At 40.9% G+C, this 23,916-nt stretch carries 18 protein-coding genes, 2 pseudogenes and 1 riboswitch; of the genes and pseudogenes, 17 read left to right on the forward strand and 3 right to left on the reverse strand.

Going from position 1 to position 23,916, the window contains the following annotated elements:
- Positions 1–28: 28 nt before the first annotated feature.
- The 10 genes and pseudogenes from EEL30_07510 to EEL30_07555 all read left to right on the forward strand — a co-directional run bounded on the left by EEL30_07510 (position 29) and on the right by EEL30_07555 (position 9,936).
- Entirely contained in the window at positions 29–1,372 is a 1,344-nt protein-coding gene (locus EEL30_07510; protein QDX92216.1) for a transposase, read from the forward strand.
- Positions 1,373–1,813: 441 nt separating this feature from the next.
- Positions 1,814–2,914, forward strand: coding sequence for a hypothetical protein (locus tag EEL30_07515; GenBank protein QDX92217.1), 1,101 nt, complete (start codon positions 1,814–1,816; stop codon positions 2,912–2,914).
- A 14-nt stretch (positions 2,915–2,928) separates the two neighbouring features.
- Positions 2,929–3,336 (forward strand): hypothetical protein, encoded by a 408-nt coding sequence (locus EEL30_07520; GenBank protein QDX92218.1) that lies wholly within the window; start codon positions 2,929–2,931, stop codon positions 3,334–3,336.
- Between the two features lie 417 nt (positions 3,337–3,753).
- Positions 3,754–3,840: pseudogene (locus EEL30_07525) on the forward strand (VOC family protein).
- A gap of 177 nt (positions 3,841–4,017) precedes the next feature.
- A complete protein-coding gene (locus EEL30_07530; GenBank protein QDX95699.1) occupies positions 4,018–4,278 on the forward strand; it encodes an XRE family transcriptional regulator in 261 nt (86 codons plus the stop codon).
- Between the two features lie 329 nt (positions 4,279–4,607).
- Entirely contained in the window at positions 4,608–6,932 is a 2,325-nt protein-coding gene (locus EEL30_07535; protein QDX92219.1) for a xanthine dehydrogenase family protein molybdopterin-binding subunit, read from the forward strand.
- The gene (locus EEL30_07540; GenBank protein ID QDX92220.1) at positions 6,919–7,752 is read left to right on the forward strand and encodes a xanthine dehydrogenase; all 834 of its coding nucleotides are present in this window, start codon (positions 6,919–6,921) and stop codon (positions 7,750–7,752) included. Before EEL30_07535 ends, EEL30_07540 begins: the two co-directional genes overlap by 14 nt.
- A gap of 3 nt (positions 7,753–7,755) precedes the next feature.
- The gene (locus EEL30_07545; GenBank protein QDX92221.1) at positions 7,756–8,229 is read left to right on the forward strand and encodes a (2Fe-2S)-binding protein; all 474 of its coding nucleotides are present in this window, start codon (positions 7,756–7,758) and stop codon (positions 8,227–8,229) included.
- A gap of 44 nt (positions 8,230–8,273) precedes the next feature.
- Complete coding sequence (locus EEL30_07550; protein QDX92222.1) at positions 8,274–9,329, forward strand: XdhC/CoxI family protein; 1,056 nt, start codon at positions 8,274–8,276, stop codon at positions 9,327–9,329.
- A complete protein-coding gene (locus EEL30_07555) occupies positions 9,316–9,936 on the forward strand; it encodes a nucleotidyltransferase family protein (protein QDX92223.1) in 621 nt (206 codons plus the stop codon). The genes EEL30_07550 and EEL30_07555 overlap by 14 nt, the downstream gene beginning before the upstream one ends.
- Here the strand turns inward: EEL30_07555 and EEL30_07560 are convergent.
- From EEL30_07560 to EEL30_07570, 3 genes are all read right to left on the reverse strand, one after another.
- Entirely contained in the window at positions 9,903–10,925 is a 1,023-nt protein-coding gene (locus EEL30_07560) for an FUSC family protein (protein QDX92224.1), read from the reverse strand. The genes EEL30_07555 and EEL30_07560 overlap by 34 nt on opposite strands.
- A gap of 579 nt (positions 10,926–11,504) precedes the next feature.
- Positions 11,505–12,098, reverse strand: coding sequence for a hypothetical protein (locus EEL30_07565; protein QDX92225.1), 594 nt, complete (start codon positions 12,096–12,098; stop codon positions 11,505–11,507).
- A 250-nt stretch (positions 12,099–12,348) separates the two neighbouring features.
- Positions 12,349–13,179: a polysaccharide deacetylase family protein gene (locus tag EEL30_07570; GenBank protein QDX92226.1), complete on the reverse strand. Its 831-nt coding sequence runs from the start codon at positions 13,177–13,179 to the stop codon at positions 12,349–12,351.
- 380 nt (positions 13,180–13,559) lie between these two features.
- Positions 13,560–13,750: riboswitch (cobalamin riboswitch) on the forward strand.
- A gap of 156 nt (positions 13,751–13,906) precedes the next feature.
- Here EEL30_07570 and nikA point away from each other — a divergent pair.
- The 7 genes and pseudogenes from nikA (at position 13,907) to EEL30_07605 (ending at position 23,854) form a co-directional block, all read left to right on the forward strand.
- Complete coding sequence (gene nikA / locus EEL30_07575) at positions 13,907–15,535, forward strand: nickel ABC transporter, nickel/metallophore periplasmic binding protein (GenBank protein QDX92227.1); 1,629 nt, start codon at positions 13,907–13,909, stop codon at positions 15,533–15,535.
- 36 nt (positions 15,536–15,571) lie between these two features.
- Positions 15,572–16,510 (forward strand): ABC transporter permease subunit, encoded by a 939-nt coding sequence (locus tag EEL30_07580; GenBank protein QDX92228.1) that lies wholly within the window; start codon positions 15,572–15,574, stop codon positions 16,508–16,510.
- A gap of 2 nt (positions 16,511–16,512) precedes the next feature.
- Entirely contained in the window at positions 16,513–17,343 is an 831-nt protein-coding gene (locus tag EEL30_07585) for an ABC transporter permease subunit (GenBank protein QDX92229.1), read from the forward strand.
- Positions 17,344–17,365: 22 nt separating this feature from the next.
- Complete coding sequence (locus EEL30_07590; protein QDX92230.1) at positions 17,366–18,331, forward strand: ABC transporter ATP-binding protein; 966 nt, start codon at positions 17,366–17,368, stop codon at positions 18,329–18,331.
- A 25-nt stretch (positions 18,332–18,356) separates the two neighbouring features.
- Positions 18,357–19,157, forward strand: a complete 801-nt coding sequence (gene nikE, locus EEL30_07595; GenBank protein ID QDX92231.1) for a nickel import ATP-binding protein NikE — start codon at positions 18,357–18,359, stop codon at positions 19,155–19,157.
- A 560-nt stretch (positions 19,158–19,717) separates the two neighbouring features.
- A complete protein-coding gene (locus EEL30_07600) occupies positions 19,718–20,251 on the forward strand; it encodes a DoxX family membrane protein (protein ID QDX92232.1) in 534 nt (177 codons plus the stop codon).
- Between the two features lie 157 nt (positions 20,252–20,408).
- Positions 20,409–23,854: pseudogene (locus EEL30_07605) on the forward strand (scaffolding protein).
- Positions 23,855–23,916 lie beyond the last annotated feature (62 nt).

Consider the following 23,916-nt stretch of genomic DNA (forward strand, 5'->3'; position numbering starts at 1 on the left):
CAAACTTAAGAGGTGGTGGTGACTCCCAATGTCTATTATAAAACAAGGAAGCCTATTTGATATACAGGAATTATTCGACTTAGAACCTCCCAAACGTTTTGAGGCTATTTTCTCCACTCTTGACATTGAACCGCTTCTTTTCTCTATTTCCAAAAAGTCGATCTATGGTGCTCCTACCGAGTTGAATTATGCTGCCATGCTATATTCTCTGGTCGCTCGAATCGTAGAACGAATTCCCACTGTGAAAGATTTACGAAAACGACTAAAACATGACTTTATCTTTCGAATGGAATGCGGTTTTCTGTTTTCTGACAATCTTCCTTCCGAGGCATCGTACTCTCGTCTCGTTCAGAAGCTTTCTGAAACAGCACACCTCAATAAAGTCCAAGACAAGTTACTGTTGCAAGCGATACAGGAAGGGTTCATAGGCGATGAAGCAATTGCCATCGATGCAACCCATTTTGAATCCCGTGATCGAGGTGTGGCAAAAGAAAAAAAGACGAAACCAGAATTGAAAAAACGTGGACGTAAATCAAAAGCAGAAAAAGATATCTACGACAAGCAAAAGCAAGAAAAGGAAGCCCAGAAGTCCTTATATGAAAAAACCATTGCAGCTCAACTGGATGTGACGTTGGAGGACCTACGGTACCAAGTTCCTATCAAACCTGCTTGGGGAATAAAGAAAAATAGTGATGGAAAGAACATGTTTTGGTTTGGATACAAAGCTCATCTTGCAGTCAGTACGAAAAGTCAATATATTCTTTGCTCCCTCATGTCCTCTGGAAGTATGAACGATGGGAAAGCAGCGATTCCTTTGTTGAAAGGAATTCAAACTGTCCTGCCCAATCACATGCGATATGCAATCATGGATGCGGGATATGACTATGTCCCGATCTATCAACAAATCGGACGAATGAACGCACAAGCGATTATTGCTTACAACAAGCGGAATGAAGGAGAAATGGTTGGATTCGATTCACATTTTGCGCCAACTTGTGTCCGAGAATGCTCTTATCGTTACGACAGTTATGATAAGAAGTACAAAACGTTGAAATTTGTACGGCCAAAAGAATGTAAAGACTGTCCATTGAATCAGGATTCTCTCTGTCAAAAAGTCTATAAAATTAAGGCTGAAACCGATCTTCGAAAGTACACCGCGCCAGCCAGAGGAACAAAAACGTGGGAAGAACTATATGACCAGAGAACAGCCGTAGAGCGAGTACATGCTTATTTGAAGGAGTTCTTTCAGCTAAACAATGTCCGATATCGCACAGGAAAGAGGGCAAAAGTCCATTTTGACTTGGTTACTCTTGTTTATAATGCATCCAAGTTAGCAGTGGATCGAATTCGTAGGAACTGGCAAGTAGGATGAAAGTAGCAGCTTAATTTTTTCAAAAAAACAGCATTAATCCCGTAGGGATAGTCTAATTATTTTTGGAAAAAGCCTTTATGAAATTGATTCAACCTATAAAGAAAACTCGGAAAATCGAATACTATTATAATTTGAGTTTATTGGAAACAGGTACGGTACTATTCGCTTTATAAATAGTGGGGTAAGTAAGCAAGTTAATAAAGCCTGGACACTTTTATAGAAATAAGAGTTACTTTTTTTACTCATTTTTTCAAAATGAGATTATTGTAAGAATCGTATATAGTAATAATTAGTAATATAATACATAAAAAGGAATGTGCTGGATTTATTCCGAAAGATAAAAACAAACTAGGAAAAATTTCGAAAGGAGGAAATTATTTTTCTCGATTTTGGTACAAGCCCTACAGTAGTGTAACAATTTATCAAAATTCATTTAGGGAGTTGTTTGTATTGCGTAAAATTCTTGCCTCCACTCTTACATGCTTATTACTTCTTGGAGTTGTAGGTCAAAGTGCATTTGCTCTAAAACAAGAACAAAAAGGTACAATCGTATTAAAAAATTTGAACGGTTTAGATCGGACTATAAAAATTGATATTCCTAATGACGCAAACAGTACTAAAGAAAAGGTTTCATTTGCTTTGCATGAATTATTATCAAGCAATTATGAAAACGATGAGGTATTTAGCGAGATTCCAAAGGGAACCGATATAAATAACCTAGACTTTGATGGAGAAAAGCTTACGATTGATCTGAATCAAGAGTTTCAGGATAATTTGACAAACAACCACAATGTAGGGTTTATTCTGGACTCATTATTGGGAACTGCTTATCAGTTTGACGATATCAAAGAAGTAGAATTTTTAATTGATGGTGCACCAATAGGATATCTTGATATGTACGATTTCTCAGTTCCTTTTGAGCGTCCAAATCCTGAGGCTAAAGAAAAAAGTAAGAAACAAAAAGTGTCTCCTATGAAAAATGAGCCAGATGCAGATCCAGTCATAGTTATTGATCCCGGTCATGGTGGAAAAGACCCAGGATCAATAGGAAGCGACGGAACGGAAGAGGCTGATTTGAATCTTGAGATTGCAAAAAAACTCAGGGATTATCTTGAAGATAAATTAGATGCCACCGTGTATATGACTCGCACAACAGATAAGTTTGTTGATCTTGATAAAAGGTATGCACTAGCTAATGAAAAAAAGGCAGATATTTTCATTAGTGTACATATCAATTCAAGCTCAACTTCCAGTGTTAAAGGAGCCACTGTACTATATCCTAACAATCACCATATTAATTTAAGTAGAGAGGCTGCGGACTTTGTCCACAATAGAGTTATAGATGTCCTACGTGATTATAAATCTCCATACGAAGATAACCGTAATCTGGCAGTTCTACGTGGAACTAAAATGCCCGCGATTTTGACTGAAACTGGTTTTATATCCAATAGTTCTGATTTGAAGTATTTGAAGTCAAGTTCAGGACAGGATGAGATTGCTAATAAGATTTACAGAGGAGTAAAAGACTGGTGGTTTGATTAAGGGAGGAATTTGAAATGAAGCTAATTCCATTTATTACCCAAGTATTACTTTCTTTTTTGTTGCTTACAGCATGTGGAAATCAATCTACTATGAGCCAAAATGTTGAATCGAATCTGAAGAATTTAGCTGTTCAATACATTGAAGCAGAGTATAAAGGTGATAAAGAGTTACTCATGAAAGTAACCGGGGAAGAAGCAAAAAAAGCTGTTGAAGAAGATCAACTCTCTATTTTTAAAGATCAACATCTAGATCATATCGTAGATACAAAAATAGAAAAAGTTTCCGATACTGAATACAATTTGGTTGTAACCGTTAGCTCATCTCCAAAAGAAAATGAGCAGCCAACAAATTACACCGAAAACTTAACTATTACAAAACAAAACGAAGAATGGTTAATTACAAAGGTAACTAGAGATCAATAGAAAAAATAGAGAGACTCCCTTATCTATTCTGATCTAGCCCACATTTTGTAGACATCCTAAGTCCCTTCTATTGGCTACATTCGTTCAGATAGGACTTAGCATACAAAATACACCAATTTACAATGTTAATGGGAGATATGGGCACAAAAAAAGCCGGTTTTCACCATGCTAATGGTACTTCCGGCTTTTACGCTTTTTGGCAAGTTGGCCAAAAGCTTGGTTCCAAAGTCGTTCGTCTTTTTCAGCTATTGATTTGAAATAAAGTTTGATAATTTATAACAGAGTCTGATCATTTATAAAAAAGATGGATGTTTTCCAAAAATAGGGCGCGATTGTACAGTAGCACAGATAGAAAATAATCAAACTTTTTTATAAAACCGAAACTTAAATCTGCTGGAAAAGAATCCATTTTAATCAATCTTTTTTTCAAAATGGATTCTTTTTATTTATCGTAAAATGCTAACTTGTAGGGTATTTTTGATCAAACTTTATTTTAAAGCTACAGGATTGTCTGGTGATAATAAAGTCATGAACCATTAAAGAAAGTCATGAACCAGAAGAAAAAGTTATGAACCGCTTGTTCAGTCCCGGTGATTTATTAAGTCATCGGGACTTTACTATACATAAGGGTGATTAATATTCAAACAATTGGAAAGCGAATCCGAACAATTAGAAAGCTAAATAAAATCAATCAAGTTAATTTTTCTAAATCGAATTGAGATATCTCAAGCTACGTTAAGCGAGCTGGAACAGGATAAGTATAAACCTTCGGTTGAAACTATACTTTCGATTGTTTCAGAGTTCGTCGTTGATCTTGAATGGTTTCTTGTTGGTGAAAAAGGATCTGAGGATAAAGCGTTCGGATTAAATATTTTATCTAGAGTACAGTATTTTATTTCTGTGCTTTACTGCTCAATATTCATATTAGGAGTACTACTTTGAAGGCCCTCTCCAATTGAGAGGGTTTTTATTTTGGCATACAGCGGAGTTGTTTTAGTTAATTTTTAAAATTTGGTTAATGGTTTTTTGTTCAACATTTGTTGCCATCGACAATGAGTTCGATCGGAAGATACAAACGATCTTGAACAGGTATTTGCAGTATAGCATCCAAAATTCATCTTCAAACCCTTCTTTTCACGATAAAATGTATGCTGCCCTTGTGCTGGAGTTCATTCATGAATTTAAACATACGGACAACAAGTCATGTATATATATAGGCTATGAATAACTTGAGCGTTACAAACTGAATTCGATTAAAGGAGGGGGTCTACATCCGACGATCGGTTGGGAAAAGTATTCCTAGAAAGGAGACATGGGAAAAGGTTACAGGGACAGCCAAATATATTAATGATCATTCGACACCAGGGCTACTACATGCCAAAATTGCTATCAGTCCGCATGCTCACGCTATCATAAAATCGATCGATTTGACAGAAGCCATGAAAATATCAGGTGTAGAAACGATCATAACAGGACAATATTATCCGATACTGACTGGATCGCCACTGGCAGACCGTCCGCCAATCGCAATAGACAAAGTAAGATATTTTGGCGAGCCCGTAGCCCTTGTTGTCGCGGATCAAGAATATATTGCAGAGATGGCGGCTCTCCGAATCAAAGTGGATTATGAACTTTTACCGGCCGTCCTTTCTCCAAGGGAAGCTTTTCAGAAAAATGCTCCGCTTGTACATGAGCGTCTCGCCGAGTACAAGCGCCACGAAGGGGTTTACCCTGAGCCTGGAACCAACATCGCGAACCGAACAAAAATCCGCAAGGGAAATATGGCGGAAGGTTGGAGAAAATGCCACCATACCGTAGAAGTCGAGGTCACTTTACCACAGTCGGATCACGCTGCAATGGAAATGAGATGCAGTATGGCACGGATTATGCCCGACGGCAAAGTGATCATCCATTCCGCTTCACAATCGCCTTATGTCATCCGAAGAGCAATCAGCCAATCGTTTCATATTCCGCTTCATAAAGTGATCGTTCATACGCCCCTGGTCGGAGGCAGTTTTGGCGGAAAAGCCGCAATTCAGACGGAATTTCTTGCTTATTTGGCTTCCCGTGCGGTTGGCGGAAGAGCTGTAAAATTGGTAAACTCCCGGGAGGTGGACATGATCTCTTCTCCAGTCCATATCGGATTGGATGCTAAAATCAAGCTAGGCTGTACCCGTGATGGAAAACTGATGGCCGCCAAAATTTTGCATTTGTATGATGGCGGAGCGTATTCGGATCGGGGTGCGGTCATGAGCCGGGCGGGAGCCGTCGATTGTACGGGGCCTTATCGCATCGACAACGTTCATTGCGACTCTTTATGTATGTATACGAACCATCCTTACTCCACTTCATTTCGCGGCTTCGGCCATCCAGAACTAACATTCGCCATAGAAAGGGCGATGGATTTATTGGCGAATCGGGTGAGTATGGATCCTTTGGAATTTCGATTTTATAATGCGATAGGACCCGGAGATACATCTCCAACGCAAACCTTGCTGGATAGAAGTAATTTGGGCGATTTGTCCATGTGCATTGCAAAATTAAAAACATTGATCGATTGGGACGACCAACCGCTGTGGGCATCCAACGGCCACCTCATCAAGGCAAAAGGGGTGTGTTGCTTCTGGAAAAATTCAAATACGCCGACCGATGCTGGTGCGGGAGCTGTTATTGTGTTTAATGAGGATGGAAGCATTAATCTGCTTTGCGGTGCAGTAGAAATCGGCCAAGGAACGAGGACGGCACTGACTCAGCTGTTGGCAGAGCGTTTGCGGATGAATGAGCGGATGATACATATCTCTGCAGAAGTTAACACCGAGGTCGATCCCCATCATTGGAAAACAGTGGCGAGCCGTAGCACCTTTTTAGTTGGCAATGCGATTCTACATGCAGCCAACGATGCCATCGTCCAGTTAAAAAACATAGCTGCAATCGTATTGCAATGCTTGCCGAAAGACTTGGATGTAGGAGAGGGTAGGGTTTTCTTTAAGGATCATCCCGATATAGGGATATCAATTGAGAAAATCGCTAACGGCTATAAATTCCCAAATGGGAATACAATCGGCGGTCAAATCATCGGTCGTGGAAGCTATGCAATGCGGAATTTAACTTTATTGGACCCGGAAACAGGAAAGGGAAATCCTGGCCCGGAATGGACGGTCGGCGCTCAGGCGGTAGAAGTAGAATTGAATACGAAAGAATACACGTACAGAATTGTTAAAGCAGCAACGGTTATCGATGCCGGCAAGGTGATCAATCCAGAATTAGCACGCAGTCAAATCACAGGCGCTATGAGCATGGGTATAAGTCTTGCTAGCCGCGAAGCTTTTTTTTTCAATGTGAAAGGCGCCATATTAAATCCGCAATTTCGAACCTACAAATTGATTCGTTTTGGAGAGCAGCCACAGTACTTCGTTGATTTCGTAGAGACGCCTCATTTGGAAGCGCCTTACGGTTTGCGCGGCATCGGGGAACATGGCTTGATTGGCATGCCCGCAGCATTGGCGAATAGTCTGACTATCGCCGCTGGAGTAGAGTTTAATCATTTGCCTCTCACACCCGAGATGATTTGGAGGACGATCCATGATTCCGTTTGACTTTGACTACTACCAACCATCTTCCATTCAGATAGCTGTGGAATGGTTTCGGTTCCTGCAAAAACTGGGGAAGAATCCGATGTATTACGCCGGAGGTACGGAAATCATCACATGGGCTCGAACAAATTCTATTCATCCGGGTGCTGTAATTGATTTGAAATCCATTCCGGAGTGCAATGTAATGGAAATGCAGAACGATAAGCTGATTATCGGAGCTTGCGTCACGTTATCGGCATTATCCGCAGCGAACCTGTTTCCACTGCTTAGTGAAACGGCACAGAAAGTTGCCGATCAAACAGCCCGGAATAAAATCACGCTTGGAGGAAACATTTGCGGCAAAATTTATTATCGGGAGGCCGTACTGCCGCTTTTATTGGCAAACAGCAAAGTGATTATAGCAGGAATTCGAGGGCTAAAAGAGACTTCCATTCACCAGGTTTTCACCCAACAATTGAGTTTAGGGCATGGTGATTTTCTTGTACAGACCTTAACAGATCGACGCTATTTATCATTGCCTTTCGTTCATTACAAAAAAAGGCAGATTGGCAACGTCGGCTACCCTCTCGTAACGCTAGCTGCTCTCAAGGTAAATAATCGGATTCATACTGCGTACAGCGGCGTTTGTCCTTTCCCGTTTCGATCCGTTGAAATCGATCAGGCGTTGAACGAATCCTCGATCCCATTGGCAGCAAGAATTGAGCAGGCGATCGGTAAATTACCCGCTCCATTGCTAAATAATGTGGAAGGCTCCGCACCTTATCGGAAATTTGTGCTTAAACAAACGATGGCTGACGCAGTACATACATTAGAAAGAGGGTGAAGCATGTCATCGCACGATACTGCTATATATCCAATTGAATTCGAAGTGAACGGTGAGAAACGAACCATTCGTGTAAGAGCTGCAGATATACTCTTATATACACTTCGAGACAACCTTGGACTCACGGGAAGTAAATCCGGTTGCGATAACGGCGACTGCGGCACGTGTACGATATTGGTAGAGGGCCTATCCATGAAATCGTGCCTTATGCTCACCGTGGAAGCTAATGGGAAGCAAATTACTACGATCGAGGGTTTGACGAACTCACCGGTACAAAATGCTTTTGTTCAAAATCAGGCATTCCAATGCGGTTACTGTACTCCCGGTTTTATTGTGAACTGTGAAGGGTTACGGAATGCTCACCCGCATGCAGATGAAGAAACCATCAGAGTTTGGCTAGAATCCAACATTTGCAGATGTATGTCCTATGAAAAAATTCACAATGCAGTGAAGAACGTTTTTACGCCGAAAAAATAATGATAGGGCCCGCTGCCTTTCTGAAAGCCTAAGGAGGGGAGAGGTTGGAAGAAATACATCGTATTTTAGAAACCGTTCAACGTACCGACCTAAGAAGCGTGCTTGCGACGATTACCCAAGTGGAAGGGAGCGCATATCGTAAAGAAGGAGTCTCCATGCTGTTTCTGGAAGGTGGTTCACAAATTGGGGTATTAAGCGCGGGCTGTTTGGAGGCTCATCTTGCGTCCTGCGTACCGAATATTTTGGAAACAGGCGTTTCTCGCAGCTTCTTGTTCGATATGCAATCATCGGAAATTTTGTCCTGGGGGGAAGAACAAGGGTGCGGAGGTGTAGTTCATGTAACGATGGAGCCGGTACATGATACTTTTGTGGATCATTTATGTACATTGAAGCATTATTTGGATCAGCAAATCGAGGTCATGCTCGTTAAAAGATTTGATTCGGATGGCTCTGTTACCGATTATGGTTTCTTAACCAAAGATCTTCACCTGTTCGGGGAATGGAGAGGAGACTTTCCGCAGTCACTCGTAGATTTGATGTCGTCCAAGTCAGAGCCTTACTGTAAGAGTGGAATGAGATTTGTCTCATCCATTCAATCTGGTGTTTTCGTTCATATGTATTATCCACAACCGCGCCTGATCATATTTGGTGCGGGACCTGACGCGAGACCGCTTGCCGCATTGGCGGCAGCCACCGGCTTTTCCGTGATCGTCTCCGATTGGAGACCTGCTTTATGCGACCAACGTTATTTTCCGGATGCTAAATCACTTATTTTGGGATTTCCAGAGGAAACGATACGTGTGATTCATTTTACACCCTACGATTATGCAGTTGTAATGACTCATAATTTTAAGAGGGATCAGCAGTTGGTTCGCCTTCTTTCTGCGCGGAAGCTTCGTTATCTGGGAATTTTGGGATCGAAAAGCAGAACGGAACGTTTGCTATCAGGCTTGCCGATTCCGATGAAAGTTCACTTTCCTGTTGGACTCGCCATAGGAGCAGAGGGGCCGGAGGAAATTGCTGTGAGCATTCTAGCAGAACTAATAACTGTACGTAGAAAAAACAGAGGGCAGGGAATTATTCTCCATGAAGCGGAATAATATCGTTGGCATTTATTTGGCGGCAGGACAAAGTACCCGAATGGGTTCGGATAAACTTCGACTTCCATTGGGGCCTATGAATTTGGGAAATTATGCGTTGGCAGCGGCCCTAAGCTCCGAGTTGGATTATGTTGCGATAGTATCGAATGACGCTACGGTAGATTGGATAGACAGCACATTTTACCAGGAGCCGATTCATCGGAAATGGTCCGTATATCACTGCTCTGAAGCATACTTGGGGCAAGCGCATTCCCTACGGTACGGTGTACGGGCTGCACAAGCTATGGACGCGGCAGCCGTAATGATTTTACTGGCGGATCAACCTTTTATTACAAAAGTGATGATCAATGAGCTACTATTTCATTATCAAGCTATCACCAACATTGGTTTCGTGGCCTCGAGGTATGTCGGTTTGGCAAGACCGCCGGTTATTTTTGCTCAGCGAATGTTTCCCGACCTCCTGCGATTGCAGAACGACCAAGGTGCGAGGCAGCTTATTCGCAAAGAAACATCGGGATTTTACATCGATTTCACAATGCCGGACCTATTCATGGATGTGGATACTGCTGAAGATTACAGGGGTTTATTGGAACTTTGGAAATCTTGAATCACTTGTTCAGCATTCATATATAACGCAAGCGGGTATAGATCGTTTCTCATATGGACGGGGACTTTTATTTGCAGAACGGATTCCGTGGAAATGGAGCTAAAAGTTCCGGGTTCATCCAACCCTTTTTTCCATTGCTTAACAAGCTTCGCTAACTCGTTTAAATGATCGGTCCATATTCGTTGATTCTCTTTTGCTAAATTGCCGCTTTCGGACCATTTGACAAAAACTCGTATCATGTCGGCAAGATTGGCATATCCAGACCGAAGCGGATGCATTTGCCGAGTCAGTTGTTTCAAGGCAGTGCGTTTTTTTGTGCCTAATGGATTGTAACGCAAGCCTTGCTCCGCTTTATCCAGCTCGGTTGTCGCCTGATGAAGCTCCTGAAATAACGATTGCAATTTTGTTTGCAAAGCATGAGCTTGATTGGAGGGACAGCCTTCTTTAATCCAAAGCGCAGTATTTGTAAAATGATTGGATAGATGATCAGAGAAAAGGACCATCTTTTTTCGGGCTTTGTTAACGGAGTCGGGAGGGAATAACATAATATGGATCACTATGGCGACGACTGCTCCAATAATCGTATCGCGTATCCGATCCAGGGGATAGCTCGGCATTTTGCTTTGAAAGTACATGACCAATAAAATGCTGAGAGCAACTTGCACCAAGATGGCATGATCCAATTTCAACCACGTTACGAAGAGAGCCCCAACAAACAGGAGGAGGCCTATACTCCAACCATTTATGCCGATAATAGGCGCTATCAACGCAGTAAAAAGGACACCGGCAATGGTTCCCAAAACACGCTGCCATGCAAATTGTATGGATTTTTCGACAGATAATTGAATTGATAAAATGACCGTTAGAGGAGCAAGATACGGGTGCTTGGACCCAGCCCATTCCGCAAGTTCCCATGACAGAGCTGAAGCTAGCGGGATTTTCCATACAACCCCTTTGTATTTGATAAAATCCATCATTTTATTCTTCATTTTGTTCGCTCCTTCTTATATATCCATTCATAATGACACTGCCGGAGAAATGAATGAATTGCCAGGAATCGTTGAAGCCAAATACACATAAGTGAGTGCGGTTTCATAAGTCAGTCCTACCCACTTCATGGGAGCCTTACTCCCCAATTGGCCACTTGTTCCGTAGGGAAAGAAGTGGGGATGAGCGGAGTCCAGATGGTTTTCGGGAATACGCGACAGCAATAGCAAGCAAACACTTGCCTACTGTCTCTGCTGGTAATGATCGATACTCTATCCTTTAGTTTTCCATTGCCCTTATAGTTAGGATTATCAAATACGGGTCTCGTATTCATGAGAGATTCAATTTCTCGTTGTCGATTTTGGTGTTAGAACGTGTAGGGGAGAGCAGGCTGCATTTGAGGCACTTGTACTGTATGCTAACTGCAAAGTTTGAAAGGAAAAAAGTGTTATTGTATCCAATGCTTATTTTTATTGCGGGAAATATCGCAATCGCATCGCGCCATTTAATGGAATAACGAAAATAAGTCCTAAAATCGCTCATAGCTTGTTGAACTAATGCACCCGTTCAAGGAGAATCTACTAATCATTTAATCCCTTTCCATTGAGAATTTGCTGCATACATTTTTCAACCCTTGACTCTCGAGTTTTGGATTGTTTGGGTTGAGAAAAATAAAGAATGTATGCTCTTTGCCGTCCCGGCGTCAATGCGTCAAAAGCAGTTTTCAAGGCAGGAATTTCATCGAATTTATTTTGAAGTTCTTCAGGAATTATGAATTCTGTATTCTTTTTAAAATTCACTTCCAAACCGGCTTTTTCAACTTCAGTGGCTTCATAAATATAGGCTTTCAAGATGGGTTCCATCTCGACTATTTCTTGAACATTGGTGAACCGAATCTGGCGCGCCGCCTGTACATTCTCCGTTTGTTGGATTAGAATCCCATGGGCATCCTTTAACAAGGCACCTTTGTGAAACAGAAGCGCACAATATTCTTTAAAACCATGTATTAAAACTATGTTTTTTTTCTCAAACGTGTAACAAGGATGCATCCACTTAAATTCTTCGGTCAGCTCACAGTCAAGAACGATATTTCTCAATTTCTCATACTCTTCCTTCCACTTTTTAGCTTTACTTAAAAATTCATCAACCTTAGGATTCATTTTACTATTTGTCATCAAGGAACACTCCTCTTCAATTTTTCGAACAGCTGACTGTCAAGCAGACCTGGCTTGGAAAGGTACAGGGAGCTTATGTCGCTATTCTGCCACGTTACTTTAAGTATATTTTTTCACAATCTCTTCTAAAATGTAACATAGATATCCAATTTTCTTGATGAAAGTAAAAAATCTCCACACATAATTGGTACGTTTTTCAGTACCAAGATGAATCGAAGTGTGGAGTATCACTCGGGTCAAGAATTGTTATTTACCCAGCCGGGAGATCCAATAACTCGGGGATCGTGACTAGCTTAACGCCGTCATTTCTAAGTTTCTTGATTATTTCGGGTAGTGCATGGACCGTGCCGGATAAATCTTCTCCGATCCCTCCACCCGAGTGTTGCAGGACAATAGACCCCGGTTGTACCTGTGCTAGAATATTGGTTTTGACCTGCTCAGCACTTAATCCCTTCCAATCCAACGAATCGACATCCCAGTTTATTATTTTTTTGTGCTCGCTTGCCAACCATAGAATTTGGTCTTCGCTTATACTTCCATACGGAGGTCTGATGAACGTTGGCTTATATCCTGTAAAGGAACGAATCAATTCATCCGTTTTGATGACTTGATCCCGGAAATCTGCATCGCTTAATGTGGGGAAATTCGGATGGTTGTATGAATGGTTCCCCAGGACATGGCCTTCCTTGACCATTCTTTGCATGATTTCGGGGTGGGCTTCGACCCGATTTCCCACCACGAAAAACGTCGCTCTTACGCCCTCTTGTTTCAAAATATCGAGAATCTGAGGGGTAAAACAGTCATCTGGTGCGTCGTCGAAGGTTAAGGCGACTTCGCGTTTCGACGCTGATCCCCTAAGCAAAAAGGTGCTTTTGTATTTTTCACGTAAATCCGCTAGCGTTAATGGATGGGGATTACGTATGATCCCTTCTCCACCGTCCATTAAATTTGGCGTACGGGAGGATTGTATAGTGCTGTTTTTTATTCCTTCCGACTTAGGCGGTAGTGAGTTGTTTTTATATTGAGTACAGCTGGAGCATATTATCAATACGAATAAAGGGATTATCCAATTTGCTTTCATCACGTAAAGACTCCTTGTTGGTTTTATTTGAAATCCAACATTTAGACTCCCCGTCTTTTTGAGGGATATACGTAGGCTTGGAACCATTTTTGAATTGGTTCATAAAAATGAAGGATATGGGCGCAGGAAGGCGGCCCTTTAATGCGAGGCCATTGTCCGTCTTTGGAAGTGTGAACCATAATGCTTATCACGTAATTTGGTTCCACTACTACACAGATCCCTTCTATGTTTCTAGTGAATGTTTTTGCACCAGATCCAAAGGGAGGACCTTAATTTGATATAGCGTAAACTTGCAATAACGAATATAATTTGTTCTAGGTAAACTTTTTTTCCTGATTTCAAAAAACGACATAAAGTAAATATTTACATAAGGAAAAACTTCATATGGTATTGGAATGGGTGTATTTGTTTTAATAACGAATACGTAAAAAGGGAAGCCGGTGCAAATCCGGCATGGTCCCGCCGCTGTAAGGGTGAGTCCTATGCAAAAAAGTCACTGGATAGTATCTGGGAAGACGCATGGAGACGATGAACCTAAGTCAGAAGACCTGCCCGTTCTAAAAATGCTGTTAGACCTACGGGAGATAGGGAGGTGTTAGATTGCTATAAGACCAATTTGTTCTTAGACTATAGGCATTTCTGACCTTTTTAATCTGGTTGGAAATCCTTTTTTTTGTATTTCAACATTTTTCGAATGGTTAAAATTATATAGGAAAGGTGAGAAAATATGTTTATAAAACGGTCTAAATTAGTCCCTTTTTTTGTTGGACTGCTAGTGATTCTAACATTCGTTATCACTGGTTGTAGCACCACAGCAAAAGATCAAGAAAATATATCAAATAAAGATAAATCAAAAGTTCTTACGTTTTCCTGGTCCGGAGATATTGGCGACTTAAATCCTCATACATATTTTCCGAATCAATGGTTTTCGCAGGCTATGGTATATGAATCTCTTGTTTACTACGGTGAAGGCGGAGAACTTAAACCCTGGTTGGCCAAAAGTTGGGATGTATCGAAAGATGGAAAAGAATATGTGTTCCATCTGAGGGAAGATGTTACATTTTCAGATGGTTCACCATTTAATGCTTCAATCGTCAAGAAAAACTTTGATACCGTTTTAGCTAATGCCCCACAACATGAATGGATGGCATTAATAAACCAAATTAAAAACACAGAGGCAGTGGATGAATTTACATTTAAACTGACTTTGCACAAGCCATATTACCCAACTCTTCAAGAACTCACTTACATCAGACCTTTAAGATTCGTAGGGGAAGCTGCTTTTCCTGACAGTCAAAACACATTTGGTGACGGACTCAAGTCTCCGATTGGCACAGGTCCGTGGGTACTAAGCAAATATAAGAAAAATGAAGAGGCTGTATTTACAAGAAACGAAAAGTATTGGGGAACGAAACCGAAAGTAGACAAGGTGGTTGTTAAAGTCATTCCTGACGGTGAGTCTAGAGTCTTAGCTTTTGAGAAAAAGGAAATCGATCTTATTTTTGGTAACGGGGTCATTAGCCAAGATTCATTCCAGTTTCTAAAGGAATCAGGAAAATATGAAACCAAATTATCAGAACCTACTGCTACAAGGGCGCTGCTTTTTAATACGAACAAAGCGCTCAAAGACCTCAAATTACGGTTAGCTATCCAACATGCTTTTAATAAACAGGCTGTAATCGATCATATCTTTTACGGGACGGAAAAAAAGGCTGACACTTTGTTTGCACCTACTCTTCCTTACACAAAGATTAATGTAAAGCCGTATGAATACAATGCAGAAGAAGCGAAACAGTTATTGGATGAAGCAGGTTGGAAACAAGTAAACGGAAAACCATTCCGAGAGAAGGATGGAAAAACATTACAACTAGAATTGATGTTTATTAGTTCAGACAACATCCAAAAGGCGATCGCGGAATATGCTCAAGGTGATTTTAGAAAACTGGGGATAGATATTAAGTTGACTAGTAAGGAAGAAGAGAATTTTTGGGCAACGGCGAATCAAGGAAGTTTTGATTTATTATTTACGGCAAGCTGGGGTGTCCCGTTTGATCCACATTCCTATTTATCTGCAATAACGACAACTTCGGAAGGTGGAAGTCCGGATTACAAAGCTCTATTAGGGCTACCAGTAAAGAAAGAATTAGATGGAAAAATCAAGGAAGTATTAGTAAGTACAGACGAAGCAAATAGAAAAATGTTATATAAAGATATTTTAACTACATTGCACGAACAAGCTGCTTACTTACCAATATCTTATCAGTCTAATGTAGCGGTTTATCATAAAAATATTAGCGGAGTTAATTTCTTGCCTCAAGATTACGAGGTACCTTTCACTTCCATTGATGTTAAGTGAAGTGGGGATATGTAAAAATGACTGAAGGAGTACTAAATGGGTTGGTTTATTGTTAAACGTCTCACAAGTTTACTGCCAATATTATTTGGAATTTCTCTTATCACTTTTATTCTGCTCCACCTAACTCCTGGGGATCCGGCCGTAGCTTACTTAAGGGCGTCACATATTCCTCCAACAGATGAGGCAGTGGCTTTTCTTCGCGCAGAGCTGGGACTGGACAAACCCCTTTATATCCAGTATGTAAATTGGTTGGGAAAAGTGGTGCAATTGGATTTAGGGATATCTTATGTGTCGAAGAAATCTATATGGGACGAAATCATGCTACATTTCTTCCCAACAGTTCAACTAGCATTTGCTTCATGCATCCTTATTATTGTTAGTAGTTTACCTATAGGAATGATTTCTGCTTTTTACAAGGGAAAATTGGTTGATCAGTTTAGCAGAATAATTGCCTTTGTTAGTGTTTCGATGCCTGCTTTTTGGTTCGGATTTCTATTAATTTATTTTTTATCGGTAAAGTTAGATTTATTTCCCGTATTGGGAAGAGGAACTTTTGTCCATCTAGTGCTTCCCTCCTTGACATTGGCTTTTCCTTATATAGGTACATATATGCGATTGCTTCGCACTAGTACGCTAGAAAATTTGAATGAACCATTTGTAGTGTATGCTAGAGCGAGAGGGCTGCGCGAAAGACTAATCGTTAGTAGGCATGTCTTAAAAAAGTCCTTATTACCCGTGTTAACTGGACTTGGTATGAGTCTTGGAAACATGTTAAGCGGAGCCGTGATTGTTGAAACCGTCTTTGCTTGGCCGGGTATGGGATCCTTATTTGTTACTTCTATTTTACATCGAGATTATCCGATGATTCAGGGTTGTTTATTGTTTATGGGTGTGATCTTTGTAGTATGCAATCTCCTCGTGGATATTGCATATGCTTTCCTCGACCCCCGTATACAATGGGAAGGAGGGCAATAAGAGTGTTGAAAAATGTGAAGCGAAGGCTGTTGTCACATAAGCTTATGATCATTAGCAGCATAATTATTTTCTTCCTGATAATATTAGCTCTTTTTGCCCCCTTTTGGTCTCCTAATGATCCGTATCTGGTTGATATCACTCATAAACTGCTAGGTCCTTCCTTCGAGTTTCCGTTGGGGACTGATCATTTAGGGAGATGTATATGGTCTCGATTAATCTATGGGACACGGACCTCGTTGGGAACAGCTTTCCTTGTCATGGGATTGACCATGATTATTAGTATCCCGATCGGTATTTATGCAGGCTTTAGAGGTGGTTGGGTTGACTATCTCTTCATGCGAATTTGTGATATTCTCATGGCATTTCCAAGCTTGCTTTTGTCCTTAGCTTTGATCGGAATCTTGGGGCCTGGTCTTGGAAATCTGATTTTGGCGATGGTACTAGTCCAATGGGTTTTTTATGCTCGCGTCATACGAGGAATGGTTCTTAGTGTAAAGGGGCAACACTTTGTCTTAGCAGCCAAAGTATGCGGGACACCAAAGCTAGTCATTGTCATAAAACATATTTTACCTACCATTATATCTCAGGTTGTCGTATTAGCCTTTATGGACATCGGAGGAATTGTTTTAGCCATTTCTGGTCTCTCATTTCTAGGTCTTGGCATACAGCCGCCAGGGGCAGAGTGGGGAATGATGATCAATGACAGTAAACCGTTTTTTAGAAATAACCCTTCATTGATGCTGTACCCAGGTATGATGATCTTAATCTTCGTGATCTCTTTCAACTTGTTCGGAGAAGCCTTGAGGGATGCTTTAGACCTAAGAAGAGAGTAGAAGGGAGGATGGAAGATGGAAGATGGGACAACGCCCCATTTTAGCTGTAAACAATTTGAATATAGTTGTAGCAACACCGCATGGGGTGACTCAGACTGTCAATGATGTAAGCTTTGAAATAGAGGCTGGGAAAGTGTTAGGTCTCGTCGGAGAGAGCGGATCAGGGAAAACGATGACGTGTATGTCTTTGTTAAATCTTTTCCCCGATAAGGCAAAGGTGGTAGAAGGGAGCATCAAGTTTAGAAATACAAACATTTTAACTTGTTCAGTAGAAGACATGAGAAAAGTGAGAGGTAGCGAAATCGCTTTCATAATGCAAAACCCTATGACCGCCTTTAATCCTGTAAGGACAATTGGGCGGCATTTTATTGAAACGATTAGAACTCATCTGCCTATCACGAAGCAACAAGCGCGGAAAATGGCTGTGGCGTATTTGGAAAAAATGGATTTGCCTAATCCAGAGAATCTATTGAAACAATATCCATTTCAGCTAAGCGGCGGGATGCTGCAGCGAGTAATGATTGCGATCACGATGTCTTTACATCCATCTATCCTTATTGCCGATGAGCCCACGACTGCACTCGATGCGACAAATCAACTCCAGATTTTGAAACAGTTGGATAGGGTAAGAAAAGAATACGATACAGGTATTTTATTAGTTTCACACGATCTAGGGGTAATTGCTCAGTTGGCTGACGAAGTGGCTGTAATGTATGGCGGGTATATCGTTGAGAAGGCACCAGTGTTGAAGTTATTCAATCGCCCGATGCATCCGTATACCCGAGCCTTGTTACAATCCAGACTTGGATTAACGAGAAGAAAGATAAAGAGTGTAAAACGTGTCAGCTTTTCCCCTCCCAATCTACTAAATAGAGAAAATACTTGTCCATTTTTAGAACGATGCGAGGATGCAGATCACACTTGTGCAAATAACAAACCTGAATTGAAGGAGTATGAAAAAGATCATCTAGTACGATGTGTAAAATGACGATAAAGAGTTGGGTGAATGAAGAGTGAGTCTGCTTGAGTTGAAAGATATAAAGAAAACATACTTGCTTGGAAACTCTGTTTGGAGGAAGCGTAAAACGGTTGAGGCTGTTAAAAGTGTCTCTCTAACTCTGGAAGAAGGGGTATGTTTAGGACTTGTTGGAGAAAGCGGGTCAGGCAAGAGTACTCTTGGTAAAATTATTCTGGGACTTGAAAAACCCGATCAGGGAGAAGTATGGTTTCAGGGGAAGAATCTGTATCGTTTAAAAGCAAAAGAATTAAAGGAGTTACGGCGAGATTTGCAAGTTGTCTTTCAGGATTGTTATAGCGCTGTAAACCCAAGACTAACGATAGGAGAGATTATCGCTGAGCCGTTAAGAAATTTCGAAAGGCTCACGGCGACCCAAGAGATAAAGAAAGTACAGGGTCTTTTGGAGACCGTTGGGTTATATTCGGAAGATATGTATAAATACCCTCACCAGTTCAGTGGAGGGCAATTACAGAGAATAAATATCGCTAGAGCTATTGCATTAAGACCAAAGTTAATCATACTTGATGAGGCTGTAAGTGCTTTAGACGCTCTTGTACAAGTACAAATATTACATCTTTTGGCAGAATTAAAAGAGGAGTTTCAGCTTTCGTATCTCTTTATTTCCCATGATTTACAGGCGATAAATTACATCGCAGACCGTATAGGGGTAATGTATAAGGGTGAGATTGTTGAATGGTTAGATGATATGGAACAGCTTGAACGATTAGAACATCCTGTTTCTAAAAAATTAGTATCTTCCGTGTTACATCCATATCCGGGATTTTGTGACGCGTAAAGCATAGATGTGTGGTGCCCAAGGTCTTGGAACTGGAATTGCTATATAGAATAAAGAATCTTAGTTACAAACTACATGTAGTCCTTTCAATTTGTTCTCTGATAAAAAAGTCTGGAACCGATTGCCCCGATGGTTGATATTATCATCGGGGCTCTTTTTTTCCGAAATTACGCCTCAACAACTACGACAGGATGAGGTTCTTTTCTCAGTGAGTTTTATTGAATTGAGAATGTGATGTTTCGATGAATCGAATGAAATCGTATATAAATTCAGAAATATGATTGAATATTGAATATTCCCAAATAAAGACGTTGCTAGATTTTATATGGAAACTGCACAAATAAGCTGTTTTAGATAAGTACAAAAAATATGTTCAATACCAAATCCGAATCAAACTTGTCCTCGTATTATTGGGCAACATGATTCCGGTTTTTTTGTTTTAAAGCCTAATAAATTTCGATGAGAAGCTCATTTGGTAAAGAAAAGAGAGCTTGACAACAATCCTTACATTATTGATAATAATAATCGTTTTCAATTATAAAAGCGAGGAGTCTTACCGAATGAATTTTTTCCATTCTTCCAAGCATCACATTTTTCCTTTTCTTGTTGTACTTATGCGAATTTCCTTCGGTGGAGGGTGGCTGTTGGCCGGGATTACCAAAATTACTGACAAAGGATGGTTTCGGCAACCTAGTGTTTTTCTACAAGATTACTTAGAAACGGCCGTAACGAAGCCGAATGTACCGGAGTTCTACAAGGACTTTATTAAGCACTTATGTCTTCCTTATGTTGATTTGTATAATTATGTCATTCCTTGCGTCCAGATTGTGATTGGGATTCTGTTGATCGTAGGTTTGTTTACGTTGCCGAGCATTTTCATTTGTTTATTTATGCATATCAACTTCATTCTGTCAGGCAATATGAATCTACTCAGTCTCGTTCTTTATACAAGCGCCTTTGGATTATTGCTCTGCGGATCGCATACATATTCGCTTAGTCTAGACGGATTGTTTAAACGAGTGCCTTCATTTGCACAGAAGCCGAAATCTCCTTCTGATAATCTTACTCTGAATAACAGATCCTTCGTGAACTGACATGTATCGATGAGTTCTTTTTAAGTGTAGGTTTCGTTTTTTAAAAATAGATTGACAGATAATAAAATTTATTCAATAATTTGTTCTGAAATATATTGATAATAATAATCATTATCATAATTATACTCTATTTATATTAAGCAGGGGGGCAAACAAAATGATACAGAAAAAGGCAATCTTTCATGTTCTGGTTTCTACGAGTCTTTTGACATCGTTGGGATTACCGTCTTATGTGTCTGCGGCAGTAGAAAACCAACCGGTACAAAGCGAACAAGTAGACGGAAATCCGATCGCAGAGGCTGAAAAGGATAGATCTAATCCAGATGCAGAAAATGCAGGCACAGTGGGCGACTCAGGATCTCAGAGTGGAGAAGGCGCAAGTACGGTCGACGGTTCGGAACCTAAGACTGAAGAAGGAACAGACAAGGTCGACACCCCCGAATCTAAAACGGAAGAAGGCACAAGCCAGGTGGGCAACCCGACACCTCAGCCAAATCCAGAAAGTGTAGATCAGACGCAAAAAGCTACCACGATTGACATTGAATCGGTGCAAGCAATTCTGGATTCAACATATCCACATCGTACGTTTGCATCGAATTTTAATCTGCCAAGTCGTGTTACGGTCCGATTAAGCAACGGCAGTGAAACAGAGCTAAACGTACGCTGGAATTTTGACCAGTACAATCCCGATGATGTTAAGGGACAAACATTTACAGCTGAGGGGACGTTACAAGAAAATTCATGGGGCTCAGGACTTCCAGAAGGTATAAGTAATAGTAAAAATGTAAAGGCGACAGCTAAAATTACAATTTTGCCAGCGAAGCAGGTTACGAGTGTGAGTCCGCTGGTTGATATCCTCGATAAAGAGAATGGTACAAGCTTTTATAGCTTGGGTCTGCCAAATAATGTAGATGTGGCCTTAGATGATGGTACGACGGAATCGGTTGGGGTTACATGGAGCCAGGATAATTATGACGTAAACAACCCAAGTGCTCATATAGTCGAATTCACGGGAAGATTAGGAGATCGTTATGGTTTGCCTATTGGAATTGCTAATAGCAATGGTGTAGAGGCAAAGGTAAAGGTTTCCTTTAAAGATGCACGTACAATTATCAATCTTAAATCTGTGGAAATCAACAATGTGTTGAGTGGAACAAAAAAAACAAAAACAGCTTTGGGTTTGCCTGAACAGGTAGAGGCAGAATTGAATGACAGTCAGAAGGTTCAGGTGCCAGTTGAATGGGATGTAGACAGCAGTACCTATGATCCTAGTAATCGTGGAGAACAAATTTTCGAAATTATTGGTACATTGCAAGACATTCCAGCCGGATTACAGAATTCTAAGGGAGTAACAACGAAAGCGACAGTTAAAGTCGTTGCTGCACTTCAGGTTGCAAGTATTGAACCTATACAGGTAGGGAAAGTACCGAACGGCATTAGTAAAACAGCACTTGCCTTTTATCTGCCGAAGCAAGCAAATGTAAGGCTAAGTGATGGTCGCATGGAAAAAGTGGATGTGACATGGGAGCTGGCAGATTCGATTTACGACCCAGCCAATGAACAACAACAAGCAGTGGAAGTAAGAGGAACGCTAGTTCACTTGCCTGCCGGTGTGGCTGCACCAAGTCAAAAGGTAACAGCCAAAATCTCGGTAAACGCAATGCGTAGTGTGGAGTCGCTGAATCCTGTAGCGGACATTACCGGAATTGTTAACGGCACGAATGCTTCACCAGAAGCGCTACACCTGCCAAGGAAAGTAACCGTGGCATTATCTGATGGAAGTAGCATCAGCTCAGATGTGCAATGGAATCTCCATAACATTAGCTATGAGAAAGGCAATGCAAAGGCACAGGCTTTTACGGTAACGGGAACGTTGATTAATCTTCCTGTTGGAGTAAAAGGCAACAATGTCGAGGCAAAAGTTAACGTCAAGGTTGATGCGAAGATTGAACCGACGGTAAATGTGGGAGTTACCATGAGTGATGTATCCGTTGAGAAGCAAGGACGGAATACGACCGAAGTACTAGGGGAATATTTCTTGCCCTTATCTGGGGATGTTACAGGCTCGAATGGACAACCAATCAATGGACCTGGAACGGCTCTCTTGGTGCTACAAATGTATATCAACAACGAGGAAGTAAAAACAGTTGATTATTTGGGGCGCCATTTATCATTGAACAACAAGCTATATGTGGGCTGGAAAAATGAAGATGTTTTAGCTGAAGTAGAAAATGTGTTGAAAGCTGCCTTATTGCATCATCCCGAGGGTAGAAATTATGAAGTTATCACCTCTTCTTCACCAGAGGGAATTATCATTAAGCAGAAGTTAGGAACAGGCAACAGTGCATCTATCATTTTCAATGTGATAGAGAATGGGAACGGTTCGGCGGTCGAAGGTCTGACATGGGGCGATTTGGAGACGAGAACGGAAGGAAGCTTTGGCTTTGTTGGGGAAAACAGTAAGTTCAGCATCCAAGTACAGAATGGCGCAAACACAACAGGCAATCTTGTCGTCCATATTGCTGATGGCATAATCGATAAGCAAATCGCCGTGCCAGTAGAGGTGAATGACGATACCGCTGCTGTTGCTCAGAAGGTAACGAATCGTCTAGCACAAGACTACGGAATAGCTCATGCATATACTTTGAAAGCGGATGGAAGCACGATTACATTCGAGTCACTTCAAGAAGGCCCAAAAGATTTGAAGGTTTCAGTGAAAACAGCTACCGACAAAGGAAGCAAGCCTGATGTGGGCACAGGTGGCGATGACAAAGACAAAGAAACAGATAAGGATAAAGACAAGGACAAAGAAACAGATAAGGATAAAGACAAAGATAAAGAAACAGATAGGGATAAAGATAAAGACAAAGATAAGGATAAAGACAAAGACAAAGACAAGGATAAAGACAAAGACAAGGATAAAGGCAAGGATAAAGACAGAGACAGAGACAGAGACAGAGATAAAGGCAAAGATAAAGACACCACCACAAAAAATGAAGGAACTCAAAACCTTAATAAAGGTCAAAACGAAGGAAGTCAGACAACAAAAACGTTTGCTGACCTGCAAAACCATAAGTGGGCCCAAAACTCGATTGAGTTTTTGAACTCCAAGGGAATTATTTTAGGAACCTCGGATCACACATTTACTCCAAGAGCGGCAATGAAGGGTGGAGATTTTGCACTCATCTTGATGAGAATGTTTGATTTGAAGTCAGATGTGGCAGGTAATGCTTCTGATGTTCCGCAAACCAGCTATTATTCTGAGGCGGTAACAATCCTGAATGCCCAAGGGATCATTCAAAGCTTCGAGGGCGAAACTTTCAATCCAGAAGTGCCAATTACAAGACAAGATTTGATGGTTATCTTGTACAATGCATTGATCAAGTCTGGTATTGAGTTGAAAAAAGGTGAACCTGTTGAGTTGAATCGTTTTAGGATTCCAATAAGGTGAAGAGTAATGCGAAGGATGCAATAAGCGCACTAATTGCAGAAGGAATTGTAAAAGGAGACGGTAGAAAGCTAAATCCAACTGCTCATGCTTCAAGAGCGGAAATTGCAGTGCTACTTGAACAAGTATTTCATAAAATTCCTTTGAATAAATAAGCAAATGGTGAAGCGATGAAATTGTGCCACTCTCTAAGGCCATCTTGCGGATGCCCACAGAG

It is taken from the genome of Brevibacillus laterosporus (assembly GCA_007833815.1).
GTDB lineage: Bacteria > Bacillota > Bacilli > Brevibacillales > Brevibacillaceae > Brevibacillus_B > Brevibacillus_B laterosporus_D.

Bases quoted from the DNA above. Each gene is read 5' to 3' on its own strand.
- EEL30_07510 (QDX92216.1), top strand. From the start codon at position 29: ATGTCTATTATAAAACAAGGAAGCCTATTTGATATACAGGAATTATTC.
- EEL30_07520 (QDX92218.1), top strand. From the start codon at position 2,929: ATGAAGCTAATTCCATTTATTACCCAAGTATTACTTTCTTTTTTGTTG.
- EEL30_07540 (QDX92220.1), top strand. From the start codon at position 6,919: ATGATTCCGTTTGACTTTGACTACTACCAACCATCTTCCATTCAGATA.
- EEL30_07545 (QDX92221.1), top strand. From the start codon at position 7,756: ATGTCATCGCACGATACTGCTATATATCCAATTGAATTCGAAGTGAAC.
- EEL30_07555 (QDX92223.1), top strand. From the start codon at position 9,316: ATGAAGCGGAATAATATCGTTGGCATTTATTTGGCGGCAGGACAAAGT.
- EEL30_07560 (QDX92224.1), bottom strand. From the start codon at position 10,925: ATGAAGAATAAAATGATGGATTTTATCAAATACAAAGGGGTTGTATGG.
- EEL30_07565 (QDX92225.1), bottom strand. From the start codon at position 12,098: ATGACAAATAGTAAAATGAATCCTAAGGTTGATGAATTTTTAAGTAAA.
- EEL30_07570 (QDX92226.1), bottom strand. From the start codon at position 13,179: ATGAAAGCAAATTGGATAATCCCTTTATTCGTATTGATAATATGCTCC.
- nikA (QDX92227.1), top strand. From the start codon at position 13,907: ATGTTTATAAAACGGTCTAAATTAGTCCCTTTTTTTGTTGGACTGCTA.
- EEL30_07580 (QDX92228.1), top strand. From the start codon at position 15,572: ATGGGTTGGTTTATTGTTAAACGTCTCACAAGTTTACTGCCAATATTA.
- EEL30_07590 (QDX92230.1), top strand. From the start codon at position 17,366: ATGGGACAACGCCCCATTTTAGCTGTAAACAATTTGAATATAGTTGTA.
- EEL30_07600 (QDX92232.1), top strand. From the start codon at position 19,718: ATGAATTTTTTCCATTCTTCCAAGCATCACATTTTTCCTTTTCTTGTT.